The following is a 19,624-nucleotide window of genomic DNA, read 5'->3' on the forward strand; positions in this document are numbered from 1 at the left end:
CATCGCTCTTTCCTCCCGAACTCGGCACTTGCGGCGACGGCGATAGTCCCTGCCGGCGCAAGGGTGACGGGCGTTGGTTGCGAATGGCAAGCGCCGCTAAACGCGCTAAGGGCAGGCGCAAATAATCCAAAAAGGGACGAGACGATGCAGATGATCGGTGTAATCGGCGCAGGCCAGATGGGCGCGGGAATCGCGCAGGTTTCCGCACAGGCCGGCTATCACGTGCTGCTCAGCGACGTTTCGAAGGAGCGCGCCGAGGCCGGCAAGGCGGGCATCGCCAAGCAACTCGACCGGCTGGTGACCAAGGAAAAGATCGACGCCGCGGCGCGCGATGCCGCGCTGGCATTGATCGAGCCGGTCGACAGCGTCGCGGCGATGGCACCGTGCGGGCTGGTGATCGAGGCGGCAACCGAGCGCGAGGAGATCAAGCGCAAGATCTTCGCCGATATCGGGCAGGTGTTGGGTGCCGACGCGGTGCTCGCGTCGAACACCTCGTCGATCCCGATCACGCGGCTGGCCCAGGCGTCACCCGATGCGGCGCGCTTCGTGGGGGTCCATTTCTTCAATCCGGTGCCGGTGATGGGGCTGATCGAGCTGATCCGCGGCCTCGCCACGTCGGATGCGACGGTGGCGTTGGTCGAGGCCTATGCGCAGAAGCTGGGCAAAAAGGTGGTCAAGGCCAACGACGCGCCGGGCTTCATCGTCAATCGCGTGCTGATGCCGATGCTCAACGAAGCGTGCTTTGCGCTGGGTGAAGGCGTGGCGACGATCGCCGATATCGACACCGCCTGCCAGCTGGGGCTGAATCATCCGATGGGGCCGCTGACCTTGGCCGATTTCATTGGGCTGGACACATGCCTGGAGATCACCCGCGTGCTGTTCGAAGGGACCGGCGATCCCAAGTTCCGGCCGGCGCCGGTGCTGGTGAAATATGTCGAGGCGGGCTGGTTCGGGCGCAAGACCGGGCGCGGCTTCTACGATTATTCCGGCGCGGAGCCCGTGCCGACGCGGTGACGCTCAGAAGGGCGGCGGCGGGGCGCTGTCATTGGTATAGATCCCGCCGACCGGACCCATCACGAACTTGACCCGATCGACGCAGCCGACCGCACCTTGTCCGGCTGGGGCGACCTTGGCGGCGCGCATCACCTGGATCGCCTGCTTGCCGAAATCGTCGCTGGGTTGGCTGGCGAGCACCCGAATGTTGCCGATCTCGCCCCAAGGGGCGATGTCATATGCAACCACCGCCCAGCCCTCGATCGCGCGACGGCGATAGGGTTCGGGGAAGCGCAAGACGGGCTCGGTAAGCCAGTCGCGCCGCGCCGGGCATGTGGCGTCGGCCGGGCGGAACGTCGCCTCCTCCGGGATCGGTGGCGCGACCAGCTTGGCGGGCGCGTGCCAATAGGGAAACTGGCACCCGGTGCGGGGCCCGCCCGCATAGCGCGAGGCGCGGATCGCGTCGAGCGACGCGGCATCCAAAGCGGTATTGCCCGTGCCGTACAGGATGCGCACGCCCGTCGGGCGACCATTCGCATCGATATCATAGCCGACCATCGACCAGTCGCGCACACCGGGAGAGCCGTCGACCTTGGCGAAATCAGGGAAGGCCTGGAGCAGCGGCTGCGGACGCTGCTCCCTGAAACAGCTGCCGGCGCCATGGATGACGTCCTGCGCTTCACGCGGCAGCGCGCCCATCGTTGGCGCAAGCGAATAAGCGATGAGATCGGCGCGTGCTGCGGTCAGCAGCGGTGTCTGCTCGGGCACGAAGCGCACACGGCAGGCGCGCGCCGCGCCCGCGGCGAACTGCGTGGCGGCGAGCGCCGGGGCGACATCGTCGGCGAACGGCACATAGTCGCTGCTCTCGCGCCGGATGTCGGTCGTACGGCCGCTGGCAGCGATGGTGAAAAGATAGTCGATCGGCTTGAGCGTGGTCGTGGCGCCCCACGCCATGGCGACCGCCGGTTGGCGAAATTGCGCGGCGTCCAAGGGCACGCCGCCGCATTGGCCCTCGGGGCGCCAGGTGAGCAATGTGCGCTGTGCCGTCGGCAGTGTCACCGCGTGCGGCGCGGGCGGCGCGACGCTGACGATCGGCGGGGGGAGTTGCGCTGCCGTGGCAAACGGCAGGCACAGGCTGAGGAGGGCGCGTTTCATGATCGACAAGCTGCCGTACGATCATGACGCGCGCAAGACGTTCGGCTTATTTCTCCGGCAGTTGCGGGCGCTGCGCCGGGAGCGCGAGCAGTTCGGCGATCAGCGCCTTGTCGTCGGCCGGCGCGATCGGCGCCTTGTACACGCCGCGCATCTTGTCGATCGTCGCCTGCCACTTCTCGGCGTTCAGCGCCGGCTGGGTGGTGAGCATCTCGGCCGAATGGCAGGCGGTGCAATTGGCGGTAATCAGGTCGCTGCCAGCGGGCAGTGCGGCAGTCTCCTCGGGCAGCGTGATCGCATCCGAAGTCAGCGTGACGCCACCGCTCGACACTGACGGCTCGGCCGCCGCCACGCTCGGCAGTGCAGCCGAATTCAGCCGATGCGTCAGCGCCGTCCAGCCGATCGCCAGCAACGTGAACAGCGCCAGCGCGACAGCGGTGATCGCGCGCCCGCTCATGCCGCGGTCACTGCGATGCTCTCGATCGCGTTGCGCATAAAGCCGGCCGGGTTCCAGATCGGCTGCCGCCCCTGCGTCTGCCCGGCGCTGTTGGTGCAGCGCACCAGCAGGCGATAGTCGCCCGCCGGCTGGCCCGGCACGGTCGCTTCCCACAGCCGGAAGCCATAGCGGCCTTCATCGCGCCCGAGCGGCGCGGCATGCCAGCTGCGGCCGTCATCCATCGACAGATCGACTCGCGTCACGCCGTGCGCCCCGCCCATCGCCAGCCCGCGGACATAGAAAGGCGAGCGCGCCATCACCTTGGCGCCGTCGGCCAGATTGGTGAAGAAGGCGCGCGGCAGCATCTTGTTGATCGGCACGGTGGGGAAATCCTTCGCGCCGGGCATCACGTTGGCGCCCGGCGTATCGGGAATCCGGTAGGCTTTTTCCATCCAATACCCCGTATCGGGCGTGGACAGTATTTCGATCCGGTCGAGCGCCTTGATCCAATAGGTCGAATACCAGCCCGGCACGATCAGCCTGAGCGGAAAGCCGTTGAGCATGGGCAATTGCGCGCCGTTCATCTGGAACGCGATCATCACCTCGCCGTCGCGGGCATGATCGAGCGCCAGCGATTTCTCGAACGCCGGCGCGCCCGGCGGCGGCTTGTCGAGCCCGCCCAGCCGCACCGCCACCGCACCGGGCGCCACGCCGGCGCGGTCGAGCACGTCGCGCAAGGTTACCCCCACCCATTTGGCATTGCCGATCGCGCCATTGCCCCATTGCGCGCCCGGTACGCGCGGGGAGAATAGCCCGCGCGAATTGCCCGAACATTGGTTGACCGCGGCCAGCTCGACCCGCGGCATCGCCAGCAGATCGGCCAGCGATAGGCTGAGCCGCTGCCGCACCGCGCCACCAATCTTCAGTCGGAACGTGCGCACGTCCACCGACGTCGGGATATCGCTATAATGCCAGCGCACGAAGAAGCGGTCGTTGGGCGTGAAGACCTGCCCGTCCAGCGCCGTGATCGGCGTCTCGAGCAGCGGCGCGCGGCCGCGCTGCAGGATCATCTCGCCCTTGCCCGGAAAATCCCCGGTCGTCGGCCGCGCGCCATTGCCGCCCGGCAAGCGCAGATCGACCAACGCTTGCGCCAACAGCGGTGCGCTCGCCGCCCCGGCGCCGACCCCGATCAGGCCGAGCGCGTGGCGGCGACTGAACTCAGCCATTGGTGTGGATCGCCAGCGGGGCGAAGCGCGCGACCTGCGTGCCGACCATGTACAATTGATCGAGCACCCCCTGGTCGTTGGCGCCGCCTTCATCGTCGAACTTGGTGAGTTGCGTGTTGATCGCAGCGGCGAACGGCGTCGGCCAGCCGCGCAGCGCGTGGACGATCGAGCGCAATGCCGCGATCGTGCTGCCGGTCGCCTGCCAGCCATAAGCGGTGGCGATCAACCCCACCGGCATGTCGGCGAGATACGGCCGCTTGGCATCGCGCGCGGTTTCCTCGAGCAGGTCGAGCGCGTTCTTGACCACGCCGGAAATGCTGCCGTGATAGCCGGGCGAGGCGATGATCAGGGCGGACGCACCGCGGATCGTCTCGACGAAATCCTGCTCCTCAGGCGTGCGCTTGGTCGCCTTGGGATCGTATAGCGGCAGCCGCCCCATCTCCGCCCCGCCGAACATACGCGTGCGAAACCCCTGGCGGCCGGCCGCATCAAGCGCGATCTTCAGCGCCCGCTCGGTCGAGGACATGCCGCCCATCGTGCCGCCGATGCCGACGACAAGAGGCTGTTCAGAAGAGGCGTTCGCGTCTGTCACTATGTCTTTCCGTTCGTCCTGGGCGTGTCGGACGGTAGTTCTAGTGGCGGCCACGGGGAAGAACAGCGTGTTTGGCGTGCCGCCCGAACCACGGACGGATCAGCGCGCCAACGGCGCGTGATCGATCTGCGGCAGCACGTGGCGGGCGAACAGATCGGCCTCGGCGGCGTGCGGATAGCCCGACAGGATGAACGCCTCGATGCCCATGTCGCGATACGCGTTGATCTTAGCCAATACCTGATCGGGATCGCCGACGATCGCTGCGCCACAGCCGGAGCGCGCGCGGCCAACACCGGTCCACAGATGGTCCTCGGCATAACCGTCGTCCGAGGCATTTTCGCGCAGCGCCGCCTGTGCCGCCACACCGACCGAGGTCGAATCGAGCGACTTGGCGCGGATTGCCGCGCCTTGCGCCTCGTCGAGCTTGGAGATCAGCCGATCGGCCGCGGTGCGCGCTTCCGCCTCGCTATCGCGGACGATGACATGCGCGCGGTAGCCATAGCGCAGTTTGCGGCCGTGTGCGGCGGCGCGCGCGTCCATGTCCTGCATGATCGCGGCGATCACTTCCTGCTTGTCGGGCCACATCAGGAACACGTCGCAGCCCTTGGCCGCCGCTTCGCGCGCATCGGGGGAAAGCCCGCCGAAATACAGCAACGGCGCCTTGCCCGAGACGGTGCGCACGCCGGACGGCGCGACCTTGAGCTTCCAGAAGTCGCCGTCATGATCGAGCGCGTCGCCGCTCAGCAACGTCTTCAGGATATGCATCGCCTCGACCGTGCGCGCGTAGCGCGGCGCCGAGGCCAGCGTCTCGCCGGGCAGATCAGAGGAGATGATGTTGACCGTCAAGCGACCGCCCAGCAAGTGATCGATCGTCGCGATCTGCCGCGCCAGCTGCGGCGGCCAGCTCTCGCCGACGCGCACCGCCATCAGCAGCGCCATGCGCCTGAGCATCGGCGCGATCGCCGCGGCGAACGCGGTGGTGTCGATGCCCAGGGCATAGCCCGAGGGCAGCAGGATATTGTCGAACCCGCCGGATTCGGCCTGCAGCACGATGTCGCGGCAATGCGCCCAGCTCGATTTGAGCTTGGCATCGGGCATACCGAGAAATTCGTAATCGTCGTCGCACAAGGCCGAGAACCAGCTGATTTCACAAGGCGGCCGATCGCTCACGGCAGTTTCTCCCCGCGCGCGGCGACCAGCACGTCATACCATTCGGTGCGCGACCAGGTCAGCTTGTGCACATCGGCGAGCTCGGCGATGCGCGCGGCGTTCTGCGTGCCGACGATCGGGATGACGCGCGCCGGGTGCGCCATGATCCAGCTATAGGCGGCGGTGGTGCGGCTGACGCCGGCGGCCTCGGCCTTGACGTCCAGCGCCTGTGCGACGGCGCGTTCCTGCGCCGTGCCCGGCTGGGCGATGCGCCCGCCGCCCAGTGGCGACCAGGCAAGCACCGCGATATCGCGCTCCATCGCCAGATCGAGCAAGCCGGAGGTGATCGGCTCCAGCTCCAGCGGGGAGAATTCGGGCTGCACGGTGGCCAGCGGGATGGTGAGGAAGCTGGCCAGCGCGGTGGTCTGCGCCAGCGTATAGTTCGACACGCCGACCGCGCCGACCTTGCCGCTGGCGACCATCTTCTCAAGCGTGGCGGCGACTTCCTGCGGGTGTGCCAAAATGTCGGGCCGGTGGATCTGGTAGAGCTCGACGCGGTCGGTGCGCATGCGCTTGAGCGACGCATCAAGCGCGTCTTCGAGATAGCGCGCGCTCGAATCGTACGGCACCGGCGGGGTGATCCCGCCCTTGGTCGCCAACACCATGCGCTCGCGCAGGCCGGGCGCTGCCGCGAATACCTCGCCGAGCAGCGACTCGGCGTCGCCGAATCCGCCCTCGCCGTTAAAGCCGTAGATGTCAGCGGTATCGAACAGGGTGATCCCGGCGTCGAACGCCGCCTCGATCAGCGTTTGCCCTTCTGCCGGCGAGACGCCGGCGAAACGCCACATCCCCCAGGCTAGCGGTGAGACGAGCAATCCGCTCTTGCCGAGCGGCCGCATTTCGGGCTTATGATTGGTTTCAGACATCGCTGTCATACATAGGGGCGGGACGCGTGGTAGAGCAAGTACGTTATGGTCTGGTCGGCGCCGGCATGATGGGCATCGAGCATATCACCAACCTGGCGGTCACGCCGGGCGCGGTGGTGACCGCACTGGCCGATCCGACGCAACAGTCGCTCGACCACAGCCAGGCCGCGCTCGGCCGCCCGGTACCGACCTTCGACAGCGCCGCCGCGCTTGCCGCCAGCGGCCTGTGCGATGCGGTGATCGTTGCCAGCCCCAATTATACGCACCGCCTGGTGCTCGAGCCATTGTTCGACGCGGGGCTGCATATCCTGTGCGAAAAGCCGCTGGCCACGACGCTGGACGATGCGCGCTGGGTGGTCGAGCGCGCCGCGCAGACGGACAAGGTATTCTGGACGGCGATGGAATATCGCTACATGCCGCCCGCCGTCGAGTTTATCCGCGAGATCCGCGAAGGCCGGATCGGGCGGCTGCAGATGCTGTCGATCCGCGAGCATCGCTTCCCGTTCCTCGAAAAGGTCGCCGACTGGAACCGCTTCAGCCGCAATACCGGCGGCACGATGGTCGAGAAATGCTGCCATTTCTTCGATCTGATGCGGCTCATCACCGGCGCCGAAGCGGTGCGCGTTTATTGCTCCGGCGCGATGGACGTGAACCATCTCGACGAGCGCTATGATGGCGAGACGCCGGACATCATCGACAACAGCTACACCACGGTCGATTTCGACAATGGTGTGCGCGCCATGCTCGATCTGTCGATGTTCGCCGATGGTGCGGAGAATCAGGAAGAGATTGCCGCGGTCGGCGACAAGGCGCGGCTCGAAGTGCTGATTCCGGAAGGCGCCTTGGTTTATTCGCCGCGCGTCGGCTTCCGCAACGACAAGCAGGTCGAGCGCCGCGTCGTCCATACCGACGAGACCGCGCTCAATGCCGGCAGCCATCACGGCTCGACCTTCTACGAGCATCAGAAGTTCAACGCGGCAGTGCGCGGCGCAGGCCCGGTCGAGGTCACCGCGCAGGACGGCCTGATGGCGGTGGCGATCGGCACGGCGGCGGAGATCAGCGCGCGCGAGCACCGCGTGGTGGAGATGCACGAACTGGGACTGTGAAACGGCGAAGCCCCGCTTTGCCACGATAAAGCCTGATTACGCTGTCAGAATAGCAACAACAATCATATCCCATCGAACGAATGGGAATTAGGGGAGACGATGATGACCAAGGCACTCTATCTATCCGGCGCGGCATTGCTGGCGCTGATCGCGGCACCGGCATTCGCACAGGATGCCGGCACTGCCGGCGTATCCGCTGCAACGACCGGCGCGGACGCGCAAAGCGCCGAACCGACCGACACGGACGAGGCGACGCCCGGCGAGATCGTGGTCACCGCGCAGAAGCGTAGCGAGCGCTTGCAGGACGTGCCGGTGGCGATCTCGGTCATTTCGGGCGACCAGCTCGCCGCCAAGGGCGCGGTCAATCTTGAAGGCGCGCAATATCTCGTCCCCACGCTCAACTTCCGCAAATCGGGCACGACGATCAACCAGTCGCTGTTCCTGCGCGGCGTGGGCACTTCGACCTTTTCGATCGCCGGCGAGCCCAGCATCTCCACCGTCGTCGACGGCGTCGTCTATAGTCGCGCCGGCGAAGCGTTTAGCGACCTGATCGATATCGACCGGATCGAAGTGCTGCGCGGGCCGCAGGGCACGCTGTTCGGCAAGAACACATCGGCTGGCGTGATCAACATCGTCACCAAGCGCCCGGGCAATGATTTCGGCGGCTTCCTGGAGGGCGGCTATTATACCAACGGCAATGAGTATCGCGTGCGCGGCGCGGTCGACGTGCCGCTGGGCGAGAATGTGAAGAGCCGCGTCACCGGCTTTTATGGCACGTATGACGGCAATATCCGCAACATCGCGCACGATAACGAGCGCGTGAACGGCTATAAGCATTATGGCGTGCGTGGCATGATCGTCGCCGATCCGACGCCCGATCTGACCTTCACGCTGATCGCCGATTACCGCAAATCGAAGGACGATTGCTGCGCCGAGGTGATCGGCACCACGCCCGTCAACGCCACTACCGGCGTACCCTTGCCCGTCGCTGCCGTATTGCCGGATATCAACCGCGACAAATCGCGCACGGTGAATCAGGATCTCGTTACCTCGACCAACGAGACCAGTTGGGGCGTGTCGCTGCAAGCCGATGCGCAGCTCGGCACGCAGACCGTGACCTATATCGGCTCGTACCGCGAATATGATAACGAGGAGATCCGCGACGGCGATTGGCTGCCCCAGGCCTATGTCGGCTTCAACCAGCTGCATGATGTCGGGCCGCAGACGTCGAACACCTTCACGCAGGAACTGCGCCTGACCTCGCCGTCGAACCAGTTCTTCAGCTATGTCGTCGGCGCCTTCTATTCGCGTGCCGAAACCAACCGCACGTTCCGCCGCGACGATCTCGTCTGTTCGGTAACGCCTGCAGTAGCGGCGCTGACGCCCTGCACCACCACGGGCGCGGTCGTCACCCGGCCGACCGGCACGGCAGAGTTCGGCTCGGTGTTCAAGAACCTGGCGTTCTTCGGCCAGGGCACTTTCAACATCACCGACAGCTTCCGCGTGATCGGCGGCTTCCGCTACACCAGCGATCAGCTCGATGTGTCGCATATCCGACGCACCACGCTGGCCGGGCCGGGCATCAACGGCAATTTCGATCGCGGCGTGAACAACGAATATATTCGTCTCGTTGCAGCCGGCATATTGCCAAACGTCGCCGCGGCCCAAGCAGTGGCGTCGTCGGATGGTGTGCCCTTCACGGCCAAGACGACCAATGACAATTGGTCGGGCAAGGCCGGCGTGCAATATGACATCGCGCGCCAATCGACTGCCTATGCGACCTATTCGCGCGGCTATAAGGGCCCGGCGTTCAACGTGTTCTATAATCTCACGGGAACCGGCACCAACGCGATCGAGCCGGAAACCGCCGACGCCTATGAGATCGGCCTGAAGAACACTTTCTTCGACGGCAAGCTGGTGCTCAACCTCGCTGCTTATTACGCCAAATACCATAATTTCCAGGCCAACAATCCGGACTTCGTCGCCGGCGTCCTGGTCACGCGGTTCACCAATGCCGGCGAAATTTCGACCCGTGGCGGCGAGCTCGATCTGGTGTTCCAGCCGGTGCGCGATCTCTCGTTCAGCGGCGGCTTGGCCTATACCGATGCGCATATCGACCAGTTCAAGGTGCCCGCCAACGGCAACGCCACCGGCGTGATCCCCAACGGTACGACGCTTGGCTATGCCCCAAAATGGAAGGGTTCGCTCGGCGCCGACTATCGTATCCGCACCGGCGGCGTGGTCGATTTCACCTTGGGCGCACAGGGCTCCTACCAGTCGAAGCAGATCTCGCAGCTCGACGCTTCGGAGATCGTTCGCGTTGCGACGACGATCAAGGGCTATGGCCTGGTCGATCTGGCCGTCGGCGTGGTCGATAACGACGATCGCTTCCGCATCGGCTTCCAGGTCAAGAACCTGTTCGACCAGAGCTTCGCCAGCGCGATCACCAGCGGTGGCCCCGGTGGCGCGTACCGCTATCTCATCCCGCGCGAAGCCGATCGCTATTACGGCATCACCGGGCGGGTGAACTTCTGATCCCTAAATCCTCCTCGAGCTTCGCTCGGGGAGGGGGACCACCCGGCCACTTCAGCCGGGTGGTGGAGGGGTACTGGCCGCGAGCGCGACGTTTTTGGCGTACCCTTCCGTCTCGCTGCGCGAGCCACCTCCCCGAGCAAAGCTCGGGAAGGAATTAGTGCCCCATCACCACCACGTCCCCGCCATCGTCCGCCACCGGCACGATCACCGGGATCAGCAGCTGCACGCAGCCGAGCGCCAGCAGATACGAACACGAACAGATCGCCAGCAGCGGGCCGTAACCATAGCCATGCGCCAGCGACACCGCGGCGAGCTGGATCAGCACGATCGACCACATATTGCCGCAGAAGGCGGCAATGCCGATGGTCGAGCCGACCGCGCGCGCCGGGAACACGTCGGTGGTCAGCCCGAACACGTTGGTCGAGAAGCCCTGGTGCGCAAACAGCCCCAGCCCCAGCAGCCCGGCCGCGGCCCAGGCGCTGTCGACGAACAGCACGCCGGTGACCGGTAGGATCAGCAGCGCATAGATCAGCATCGTCGTCTTGCGCGCGCGATTGACGCTCCAGCCGCTCGCCATCATCTTGGTCGGCAGCCAGCCGCCGGTCAGCGCGCCGCACGCCGCCATCACATAGACCAGCGCGACGGGTAGCCCGACCGTGCCTTGCGGCAGCCCGAACATGCGGTGGAACAGATCGGGCAGCCAGGCGAGCATGAAGAACCACACCTGATCGGACAGCACCTTGGCGATGGCGATGGCCAACGTCTTGCGATCGCGCACCAGGCTGAGCCATTTGATCGGCGCTGGTTTGACCGCGTCTGCCGCGACCGGCTCGACCCGCACCATCAGCCACACCACGACCCAGACCAGCCCGAGCCCGCCGGCGACGAGAAACGCCGCCTTCCAGCCGAACGCCACGGCCAGCGCGGGGATCACCAGCGGCGTGACGATCGCGCCGATATTGGGCGCGGTATTGCCGATGCCGAGCGCCATCGAGCGCTCCTTCTGGGTGAAATAGGTCGCCGCGGTCTTCACCGCCGCCGGCGTGCCGATCGATTCGGCCGCGCCCAGCACGACGCGCGAGGCGACGAACCCGCCGACCGTGCTGACCAAGGCATGCGCCATCCCGGCCAGGCTCCAAATGCCGACGCCGAGCGCGAAACCAAGCCTGAGCCCGACGCGATCGATGAACCAGCCGGTGCCGAGGAACGCCACCGCGGCGGCGAACTGGAAGGCCGAGATCATGTTGGCGTAATCGCCATCGCTCCAGCGGAATTCCGCCTCCAGCGTGGGCTTCAGCAAGGCCAGGATCTGGCGATCGACATAATTGAGCATGATCGCGAAAAAGACCAATGCGACGATGATCCACCGTCTGCGCTCCTGCGCCGTACCCGTCATCATTCCGCTCCCATTCCGCTTTTCCGATAACGTTGTCATACCAAGCGGGACTCCGCTAGAGGCTAATCTCTAGCCGTCACCCCGGACTTGTTCCGAGGTCCACCGTCCCGCATCGTCGGCACGGCATGGTGTGCGGCACGGTGGACCCCGGAACAAGTCCGGGGTGACGACAGGGGGGTAGAATTGGCCATAGCGAAACGCCCGCTGCCGATGGCAGCCGACCTGTACGGCGATATCGAGCCCTCCCCGCAAGGCACGTGGCAGACCTATTTCCCCGGGCTGGCCATCGTCGCCGCCGGCACGCTGGCCGCCGCCTTCATCTCCGATCATTATGGCGCGCCGCTGACCTTGATGGCGCTGCTCATCGGCCTGGCGCTCAATTTCCTCAGCGCCGATACGCGCCTGACGCCTGGTCTTGCCTTCGCCTCCCGCTCGCTATTGCGCTGGGGCATCGTCCTGGTCGGCGTGCGCATCACCTTCGGGCAGATCGTCGATCTCGGCCCCGTCGCTTTGCTCTGCGTGCTCGTCATCGTCGCGCTGACGATCGGCGCGGGCATCCTGGCGGCCCGGCGCTTCGGTTTCGATACCGCGTTCGGCACGCTGGCCGGCGGCGCGGTGGCGATCTGCGGCGCCTCCGCCGCGATGGCGCTGGCCACCACGCTGGGCGAGCGCCGCGCCAGCCAGGCGCAACTGACCATGGTGCTGGTCGGCATCTCCGCGCTCAGCGCCTTGGCCATGGTGCTGTACCCGATCGCCGCGCACGCGCTGCAGCTCAGCGACCTCAAGGCCGGTTTTCTGTTGGGCGCGGCGATCCATGACGTCGCGCAGGCGCTGGGCGCCGGCTATTCCTATTCCGACGCCGCCGGCGGGATTGCCGCGATCGTCAAGCTGACTCGCGTCGCCCTGCTCGCGCCGGTGCTGGCGATCGTCGCCTTGTTCCTGCGTGGCGACGAGAGCCGTGCCAAGGGCCCCGGTATCCCGTGGTTCGTGGTCGGTTTCTTCGTGCTGGCGGGGATCAATTCGTTCGGTATCATCCCGCCGGTGGTGGCCAAGGGAGCGGAGCAGATCGCCGCCGGTCTGCTCGCCGCCGCGGTGACGGCGACCGCGATCCGCTCGCCACTGTCGCAATTGTTGGAGGCGGGGCCGAAACCGCTGTTCGTAATCCTGGTCGCGACGGTGGTGGCGTTCCTGCTGGCGCTGGGGGCGGCATTGCTGCTGATCGGGTGAGCTTACTTAAGACGCCGCCGGCCCCGTCGATCCCCGCGTGACCAGCTCATAGCCCACTTCGCGCCGCTCGACCGGCGCGTCCGCCCCCGCCAGCAGCAGATCCGCCGCCGCATAGCCCATCGCCCGGGTCGGCTGGCAGATGGTGGTCAGCGGCGGCCACACCACGCTGGCCAAGGCGGTATCGTCGAACCCGGCGACCGAAAGCTGCTCGGGCACCCGCACCCCGCGGCGATGCGCCGCCGCCAGCACGCCTGCCGCCATGTCGTCGCTCGAGGCGAAGATCGCGCTTGGCGGCGCGTCCAGATCGAGCAACGCCGCCGCTGCCGCCGATCCGGAGGCGAAATCGTACCGTCCCTGACGCACCAGCGTTTCGTCGAGCGTGATCCCTGCCGCGGCCAGCGCCGTGGCATATCCGTCGAAGCGCTGCGCGCTCGTGACATAATCCGGATGCCCGCGCACGAACCCGATGCGCCGATGCCCAAGCCCGATCAGATGCTCGGTCATCATCCGCGCCGCGCCCTCATTGTCGATGAAGCTCGACGAGGTCAGCCCGACATCGCCGCCCGGCGAGACGCGCACGAAGCGCACCCCGCGCCGCTCGAGCAGTTCGAGCACCGCGGCATAATCGGTTACCGGCGGAGTCAGGATCAGCCCATCGACGCTGGTCGCATCGACAAGATTTTCGATATCCTCGATCAGCGTCGCCGAATCGCGGTCATAAGGCTGGGCGATCATCCGCACGCCTTCCTCGACACAGCGGTCGCGGATCCCCGACTGCATCTCATAGACATAATAGGGGCTGGGATTGTCGCAGATCAGCGCGATCTGGAAGCTGCGTTTCCCCGCCAGCGCGCGCGCCGCCATGCTCGGGCGGAACTTGAGCAGCGCCACCGCCGCCTCCACGCGCTGCCGCGTTTCCACACCGACATAGCGCTCATTGTTGAGCACACGCGATACCGTCTTGATCGACACCCCCGCTTCGCGGGATACGTCCTTGATGGTCACGCGCAAAACTTCACTCCGGTCGCTCGGTTCGTCGCCGGATGTGCCTCACCCCGGCCTACCCGTCCAGTCGCTTGCCGCCACTGTCCTATTCAGCTAATACAGTCTTTCGCTGCCGTTCACCAAGCGGCGGCGGATTGATCCGGAACCCAGCATGCGTCCTTACCCGTTCACCCCGGCCACCGCGCCCTCGAGCCAGCCCGATCGCGGCGCCGAACCCCCGGCCCAGCCCGGGCCCGCTCCGGCGGGCTACGATCCCTATCGCCCGGAGCCGGAGGACGATCGCAATTATAGCAGCAACCTGCCGGTGCCCTATCGCCGCTCGCGCTGGCGCTGGTTGCCGCGCATTGCCGGGGTCGGCGTCATCCTGTTCGTGCTGGCGGTGATCTGGCTGGCCTTTACCGCGCCTTTGTCCAAATCGCTCGAGCCGCTCACCCCGCCGAGCATCACCTTGCTTGCCTCGGACGGGACGCCGATCGCCCGGCGCGGGTCGATCATCGGCAAGCCGGTCGATGCCGCCAAACTGCCCGCCAACGTCACCAACGCGTTCCTGGCGATCGAGGACCGGCGCTTCAAATCGCATTGGGGCGTGGACCCGCGCGGCATCGCCCGCGCCTTCTGGCACAATATCACCAGCGACGGCCGCAACCAGGGCGGCAGCACGATCACGCAGCAGCTGGCCAAAAACGCCTTTCTCGATTCCGACCAGACGGCGGCGCGCAAAATCCGCGAAGTGATGATCGCCTTCTGGCTCGAGGCGTGGCTGTCGAAGGACGAGATCCTGTCGCGCTATCTGTCGAACGTCTATTTCGGCGATAACGTCTACGGCCTCACCGCGGCCGCCAAACACTATTTCAATCGCACGCCCGACGATCTGTTGATCGGCCAGGCGGCGATGCTCGCCGGGCTGGTCAAGGCACCGTCCCGGCTCGCCCCCACGATCAATCTCGACGGCGCGCGTGCTCGGCAGAAACTGGTCGTCGGGGCGATGGCCGATGGCGGCTTCATTACCAAGGCCGAAGCGGCCGATGTGCGCCCGGCGCGGCTCGCCACCAACCGCATCAAGCCGCTGCCCGACGGCACCTATTTCGCCGATTGGGTGCTGCCCGAAGCGCGCGACCGTGCCGGTGAGATCGCGCAGGAGACCACGGTCAAGACCACGCTCGATCGCCGCTTGCAAACCGCCGCCGAACGCGTCGTGCGCGGCGCCGGCCTGCGCGATGCGCAGGTCGCCTTGGTGGCGATGCGCCCGGACGGCCGCGTCGTGGCGATGGTCGGCGGCAAGGACTACAAGACCAGCGGGTTCAACCGCGCGGTGCAGGCGCGCCGCCAATCGGGTTCGACGTTCAAATTGTTCGTCTATCTCGCCGCACTGCGCAGCGGTCTTACGCCCGACTCGATGGTCGAAGACGAACCGGTGACGATCGCCGACTGGAGCCCCAAGAATAGCGACGGCCGCTATGCCGGCAATATCACATTGCGCCGCGCCTTCGCCAAATCGAGCAACGTCGCCGCCGCGCGCCTGACGCAGCAGGTCGGCGTCAAGAACGTGATCCGCGCCGCGCGCGATCTCGGCATCACCACGCCGATCCCCAATGAAGCGACGATCGCCTTGGGCAGCGCGACCGGCTCGTTGCTCGAGCTGACCTCGGCTTATGCCGCGATCGGGGCGCAGGGCTATCCGGTGCGCGCGCGCGGCGTCGAGCAACAGGGCGATCGCAGTTGGTATCAGAGCTTTACCGAGCGCTCGCACCCGCTGACCGGCAGCTTGCGCGACAATATGCTCGATCTGCTCTCCGCCTCGGCCGAAACCGGCACCGGGCGGCAGGCGGCGCTGTCGATCAAGACCTATGGCAAGACCGGCACGACCTCGGACAATCGCGATGCCTTGTTTGTTGGCTTTGCCGGCGATCTGGTGGTCGGCGTGTGGGTCGGCAATGACGACAATACCAGCAATGCCGGCCTCTCCGGCGGCGGCCTGCCGGCGAGGATCTGGCGCGACTTCATGATGCGCGCGCTGAACGTCGGCCCGGCCGTGGCGCCAGAACCCGAGCCGGCCGCCATCGAGGAGGAGGAGGGCAATGGCCTCGGCCTCGACGATCTCGGGATCGATGGCGTGCGCTTGCCCGAAGGCGAGATCGAAGGCTTGGGGCTCAACCTGCGCGTCGGCCCGGATGGCATCGAGATCAACCGCAGCCGCGGTCGCGACCGCGATCGCGAAGAGGGCCGTGACGACCGGCGGCGCGAGGAGCGCGCGCCGCGGGATGACGAGCCGGAGGAAGACGAGTTTTAACGGGTAGCGAGCCGGAGCCTCCGTGGCGTGGTACCTGCCCGGCAGGACGATCCGTCACCCCAGCGCAAGCTGGGGTCTCGTGCGGCTCTTGTCCGACCTTGGCCGCTTGAGATCCCAGCTTTCGCTGGGATGACGGAACGATGCGGGCGCGCGATCGCCGTCACATTCGCGCACTATATGCCCGGTTGACGCCACCCCCACCGCACCGCAATGCCCACCCCATGCGCTTCTTCTCAGACAATGCCGCCCCCGTGCACCCCGCCGTCCTGGCCGCGCTCGGCCAAGCCAATACGCTCGACACCGCCTATGATGGGGACGCGCTGAGCAAATCGCTCGACGCGCGCTTCTCGGCGCTGTTCGAAACCGAAGTGACGGCCTTGTGGGTGCCGTCCGGCACGGCGGCCAATTGCCTTGCGCTGGCGGCGCTCTGCCCACCCTATGGCGGCGTGGTGTGCCACCGCGATGCGCATATCCAGAATGACGAATGCGGCGCGCCCGAATTCTACACGCACGGCGCCAAATTGATGCTCGGCGACGGCGACGGCGCCAAGCTGACCCCGGCGACGATCACCACCCTGCTCGACAGCATCGCCAACGACGTCCACCGCGTCCAGCCGCACGCGCTGTCGATCACCAACGCTACCGAATATGGCCGCGTCTACACGCCTGGCGAGGTCGCCGCGATCGGTGCGCTAGCCAAGGCGCGCGGTCTGGGCTTCCATATGGATGGCGCGCGTTTCGCCAATGCCGTCGCGCATCTGGGCTGCAGCCCGGCCGACGTCACCTGGCGCGCGGGTATCGATATCCTCAGCTTCGGCTTCATCAAGAATGGCGGGATGAGCGCCGAGGCGCTGATCTTCTTCAAGCGCGATCTTGCCGCCGCGACGCTGATGCGCCGCAAGCGCGCCGGCCTGTTGCTGTCCAAGGGCCGCTATCTCGCCGCGCAATTGCTGGCCATGCTCGACGATGACCTGTGGCTGGAAACGGCGCGCGCGGCCAATGCCGGCGCGGCCTTGCTGGCCGGGGCCGCCGGCGACCGCCTGCTCCACCCGGTCGAGGCCAACGAGCTGTTCCTGCGCGCCACCGCGGACGAAGCGGCGCGCTTGCGCGCCAAGGGTTTCGATTTCTACGATTGGGCCGACGGCGAAATCCGCCTGGTCACCTCGTGGGACCAGCAGCCTGAGCAGATCCGCCCACTCGCCGAAGCGATCGCGGCGCTTTAATCCTCCCCGGAACGGGGAGGGGGGCCGCTCGGCTCCTTCAGCGGAGTGGTGGAGGGGGCGGGCCGGTACCGCGACGCGTTGGAACAGCGCGCTCACGCAACCGTCCCGTGGCCGGCCCGCCCCCTCCACCATTTGCGTGAAGGACGCAAATGGTCCCCCTCCCCGTCCCGGGGAGGAGTACGTTACAGCCCGAAGCGCAGCGTCGCGCGGATGTCGCGGCCCGCCAATGGCGCGAAATCCTTCAGGAAGCTTGCGCTGCGCCGCGCTTCGACATCGAAGATATTGTTCGCGCTGATCAGGAAGCTGGTCTTGCTATGCTTGCCGAAGGGCGAGAAGCCGATCGAGGCATTGACCATCGTATAATCGTCGGTCGGGGTTTCGAACGTAGCGATGCGGTTCTGCTCGAACACATGTTCCACTTCCACGCGGCCCTGCAGCCGATCGCCCTGCGCCTCGATTCCCCCCAGCACGCGCGCCGGCGGAATGCGCGGCACATCGCCCTGATCGATGATGTTGGCGCGGACATAATCGCCGAGCAGATCGGCATTGACCGTATATTGACCCAAAGTCGCGACGCGCAGCGAGGCATCCGCCTCGAACCCGTAATAACGCGCATCCTGCTGCTGATACTGGAAGCAGGGCAGATCCACGTCGCGGCCGGACGGCGCTGCGGCCGCTTCGCATACCGCCTGACCGACCTGGTTCTCCGAAATATAGTTGGAGAACTTCGTATAATAGGCCGACGCATCGAGGCTGAAGCCATCGCCATGCACGTGCATCGTCGCTTCCGCGCCATTCGACTTTTCCAGCCGGAAATCGGCATTGCCCAGCTCATAGGCTTGCGTGCCGGCATGCCCGCCATTGGCGAACAATTCCTCCGCCGACGGCGCGCGCTCGGTGTGCGACAGGTTGAGCCCGAAGCGCACCGCATCGGTCACGCCGTAGGACGCGCCGATCGACCCCGACACGGCCTGGAAGGTGCGCTCGCCATTGAAGAAGCGTTCGTCCCCCGCAATCGTCCGCGCCGCAGCGGAGGTCGCTTCGTAACGCAGCCCGCCTTCGGCCTTGAACTTGCCCGAACTATATTGTTGCAGCGTGAACAATCCGGTCTGGTTGGTCTCGTTCCTGGGCAGAAACGCCTCATCGCCCTTCACATCGAAGATCCGGTTGAAGAACTGCACGCCGCTCGCCCCCTGCCAGCCGCCGCGATTGGCCTGGACCAGCTCGAGCCGCCCCTCGAGCCCCTTGTTGAAGAAGGCGGTGCCGACCGAATTGTCCGGCTCCAGCTCGAAATGGCGATAGGTCGCCTGGCCGGCACGCAGCCGGATCTTGTCGAGGAAGCCGCCGCCGGTATTGACCTCGGCGCGCAGATCGACGCGGTTCTGCACCACGTCGAGCCGCGGCGCTTCCTGCTCCTGGCCCACCTCCGTCGCGTAGCGGATCGGGACGCCGTACAGGCTGTCATAATGGCTGTAGGACACGCCCAGCGTGCCGGTATCGGTGATGATCGCCGCGCCGACGCCCGCGGTCCAGGTTTCCGCCGCCGAATTGGGCAATCTGCCTTTCAGATTGGCGGACGCAGCGAAGTCGATCGGCTCATCGCTATCCTGCGGCAGCCCGACCTGCGACAGCGCCGCGGCGCGCGCGGTCTTGGACAGCAGATAGCCCTTGCCGGTGCGCAGATCGCCGGTCTTCAAATATGATCCATCGGCATGCAGCACGAGATGCTCGCCCACCGCCACGTCGCCGGCCATGCCGCCCGAGCGCTCGTCCGATGCCGAGCCGTAATTGGCGATGCCGTTCAGCCGGTAACCGTTGGCCGGCACGGTGCGCGGAATACGCGTATCGACGACATTGACCACGCCGCCCACGGCCGACGAGCCGAACAACAAGGCCGACGGCCCGCGCAGCACTTCGATACGCTCGGCGAGCAACGGATCGATGATCACGGCATGATCGGCCGAGGTGTTCGACACGTCGATCGAGCCGATCCCGTCGGTCAGCACGCGAATACGCTCGCCCTGGAAGCCGCGCAGGATCGGGCGCGACGCGTTAGGGCCAAACGACGATGCCGACACGCCCGGCTGGCGCGCCAGCGTCTCGCCGATGGTCGGCCGGAGTTCGCGGGTCAATTCCTCGCCGGTGAGGATCGAGGTGCCCTGCAACACATCGGTTTCGCTGCGCGAGACCGGCGCGGTGACGATGATCTCCTGCCCTTCCTTGCCCGCGTCGGTCGAGGTCTGCGCCATGGCAGGTAGGGAAACGGTCAGCGCGGTACCGGCAAGCAAAAGCGAACGAATCATGGTGGGCCCTTTATCGTGATCTTGTGCGGCGCAATAAATGATATGATACAAAGTCTCAAGCCGCT

At 66.2% G+C, this 19,624-nt stretch carries 15 protein-coding genes; 6 read left to right on the plus strand and 9 right to left on the minus strand.

The features are described 5' to 3' along the window. Positions 1 to 144: 144 nt before the first annotated feature. Positions 145 to 1,014, plus strand: coding sequence for a 3-hydroxybutyryl-CoA dehydrogenase (locus tag U1739_RS13465; RefSeq protein WP_332708908.1), 870 nt, complete (start codon positions 145 to 147; stop codon positions 1,012 to 1,014). 3 nt (positions 1,015 to 1,017) lie between these two features. On the opposite strand, the gene U1739_RS13470 is transcribed toward U1739_RS13465, so the two are convergent. From U1739_RS13470 to U1739_RS13495, 6 genes are all read right to left on the minus strand, one after another. Beyond that, positions 1,018 to 2,148 (minus strand): energy transducer TonB, encoded by a 1,131-nt coding sequence (locus tag U1739_RS13470; RefSeq protein ID WP_332708910.1) that lies wholly within the window; start codon positions 2,146 to 2,148, stop codon positions 1,018 to 1,020. Between the two features lie 46 nt (positions 2,149 to 2,194). Further along, complete coding sequence (locus U1739_RS13475; protein WP_332708912.1) at positions 2,195 to 2,602, minus strand: cytochrome C nitrite reductase; 408 nt, start codon at positions 2,600 to 2,602, stop codon at positions 2,195 to 2,197. Beyond that, positions 2,599 to 3,807 (minus strand): molybdopterin-dependent oxidoreductase, encoded by a 1,209-nt coding sequence (locus tag U1739_RS13480; protein ID WP_332708914.1) that lies wholly within the window; start codon positions 3,805 to 3,807, stop codon positions 2,599 to 2,601. Before U1739_RS13480 ends, U1739_RS13475 begins: the two co-directional genes overlap by 4 nt. Further along, entirely contained in the window at positions 3,800 to 4,399 is a 600-nt protein-coding gene (locus U1739_RS13485) for an NADPH-dependent FMN reductase (RefSeq protein WP_332708916.1), read from the minus strand. The genes U1739_RS13480 and U1739_RS13485 overlap by 8 nt, the downstream gene beginning before the upstream one ends. A gap of 99 nt (positions 4,400 to 4,498) precedes the next feature. Then, complete coding sequence (locus U1739_RS13490; protein WP_332708918.1) at positions 4,499 to 5,569, minus strand: LLM class flavin-dependent oxidoreductase; 1,071 nt, start codon at positions 5,567 to 5,569, stop codon at positions 4,499 to 4,501. Beyond that, the gene (locus U1739_RS13495) at positions 5,566 to 6,474 is read right to left on the minus strand and encodes an aldo/keto reductase (RefSeq protein WP_332708920.1); all 909 of its coding nucleotides are present in this window, start codon (positions 6,472 to 6,474) and stop codon (positions 5,566 to 5,568) included. Before U1739_RS13495 ends, U1739_RS13490 begins: the two co-directional genes overlap by 4 nt. A 26-nt stretch (positions 6,475 to 6,500) precedes the next feature. On the opposite strand from U1739_RS13495, the gene U1739_RS13500 reads away from it, so the two are divergent. Both U1739_RS13500 and U1739_RS13505 read left to right on the plus strand, forming a co-directional pair. Further along, entirely contained in the window at positions 6,501 to 7,580 is a 1,080-nt protein-coding gene (locus U1739_RS13500) for a Gfo/Idh/MocA family protein (protein ID WP_332708922.1), read from the plus strand. 102 nt (positions 7,581 to 7,682) lie between these two features. Then, positions 7,683 to 10,115 (plus strand): TonB-dependent receptor, encoded by a 2,433-nt coding sequence (locus tag U1739_RS13505; protein WP_332708924.1) that lies wholly within the window; start codon positions 7,683 to 7,685, stop codon positions 10,113 to 10,115. 154 nt (positions 10,116 to 10,269) lie between these two features. On the opposite strand, the gene U1739_RS13510 is transcribed toward U1739_RS13505, so the two are convergent. Then, complete coding sequence (locus tag U1739_RS13510) at positions 10,270 to 11,514, minus strand: MFS transporter (RefSeq protein WP_443025560.1); 1,245 nt, start codon at positions 11,512 to 11,514, stop codon at positions 10,270 to 10,272. A 207-nt stretch (positions 11,515 to 11,721) separates the two neighbouring features. Between U1739_RS13510 and U1739_RS13515 the strand changes: the two genes are divergently transcribed. Then, positions 11,722 to 12,738: a YeiH family protein gene (locus U1739_RS13515; protein ID WP_332709239.1), complete on the plus strand. Its 1,017-nt coding sequence runs from the start codon at positions 11,722 to 11,724 to the stop codon at positions 12,736 to 12,738. Positions 12,739 to 12,744: 6 nt separating this feature from the next. Here U1739_RS13515 and U1739_RS13520 read toward each other — a convergent pair whose 3' ends face one another. After that, a complete protein-coding gene (locus tag U1739_RS13520; protein WP_443025561.1) occupies positions 12,745 to 13,749 on the minus strand; it encodes a LacI family DNA-binding transcriptional regulator in 1,005 nt (334 codons plus the stop codon). A gap of 145 nt (positions 13,750 to 13,894) precedes the next feature. On the opposite strand from U1739_RS13520, the gene U1739_RS13525 reads away from it, so the two are divergent. Then, positions 13,895 to 16,033, plus strand: coding sequence for a transglycosylase domain-containing protein (locus U1739_RS13525; protein ID WP_332708928.1), 2,139 nt, complete (start codon positions 13,895 to 13,897; stop codon positions 16,031 to 16,033). A gap of 221 nt (positions 16,034 to 16,254) precedes the next feature. Beyond that, positions 16,255 to 17,256 (plus strand): threonine aldolase family protein, encoded by a 1,002-nt coding sequence (locus U1739_RS13530; RefSeq protein WP_332708929.1) that lies wholly within the window; start codon positions 16,255 to 16,257, stop codon positions 17,254 to 17,256. A gap of 182 nt (positions 17,257 to 17,438) precedes the next feature. On the opposite strand, the gene U1739_RS13535 is transcribed toward U1739_RS13530, so the two are convergent. Continuing rightward, positions 17,439 to 19,559: a TonB-dependent receptor gene (locus tag U1739_RS13535; RefSeq protein WP_332708931.1), complete on the minus strand. Its 2,121-nt coding sequence runs from the start codon at positions 19,557 to 19,559 to the stop codon at positions 17,439 to 17,441. Positions 19,560 to 19,624 lie beyond the last annotated feature (65 nt).

The sequence above is a fragment of the Parasphingomonas puruogangriensis genome, from assembly GCF_036663635.1.
GTDB lineage: Bacteria > Pseudomonadota > Alphaproteobacteria > Sphingomonadales > Sphingomonadaceae > Sphingomonas.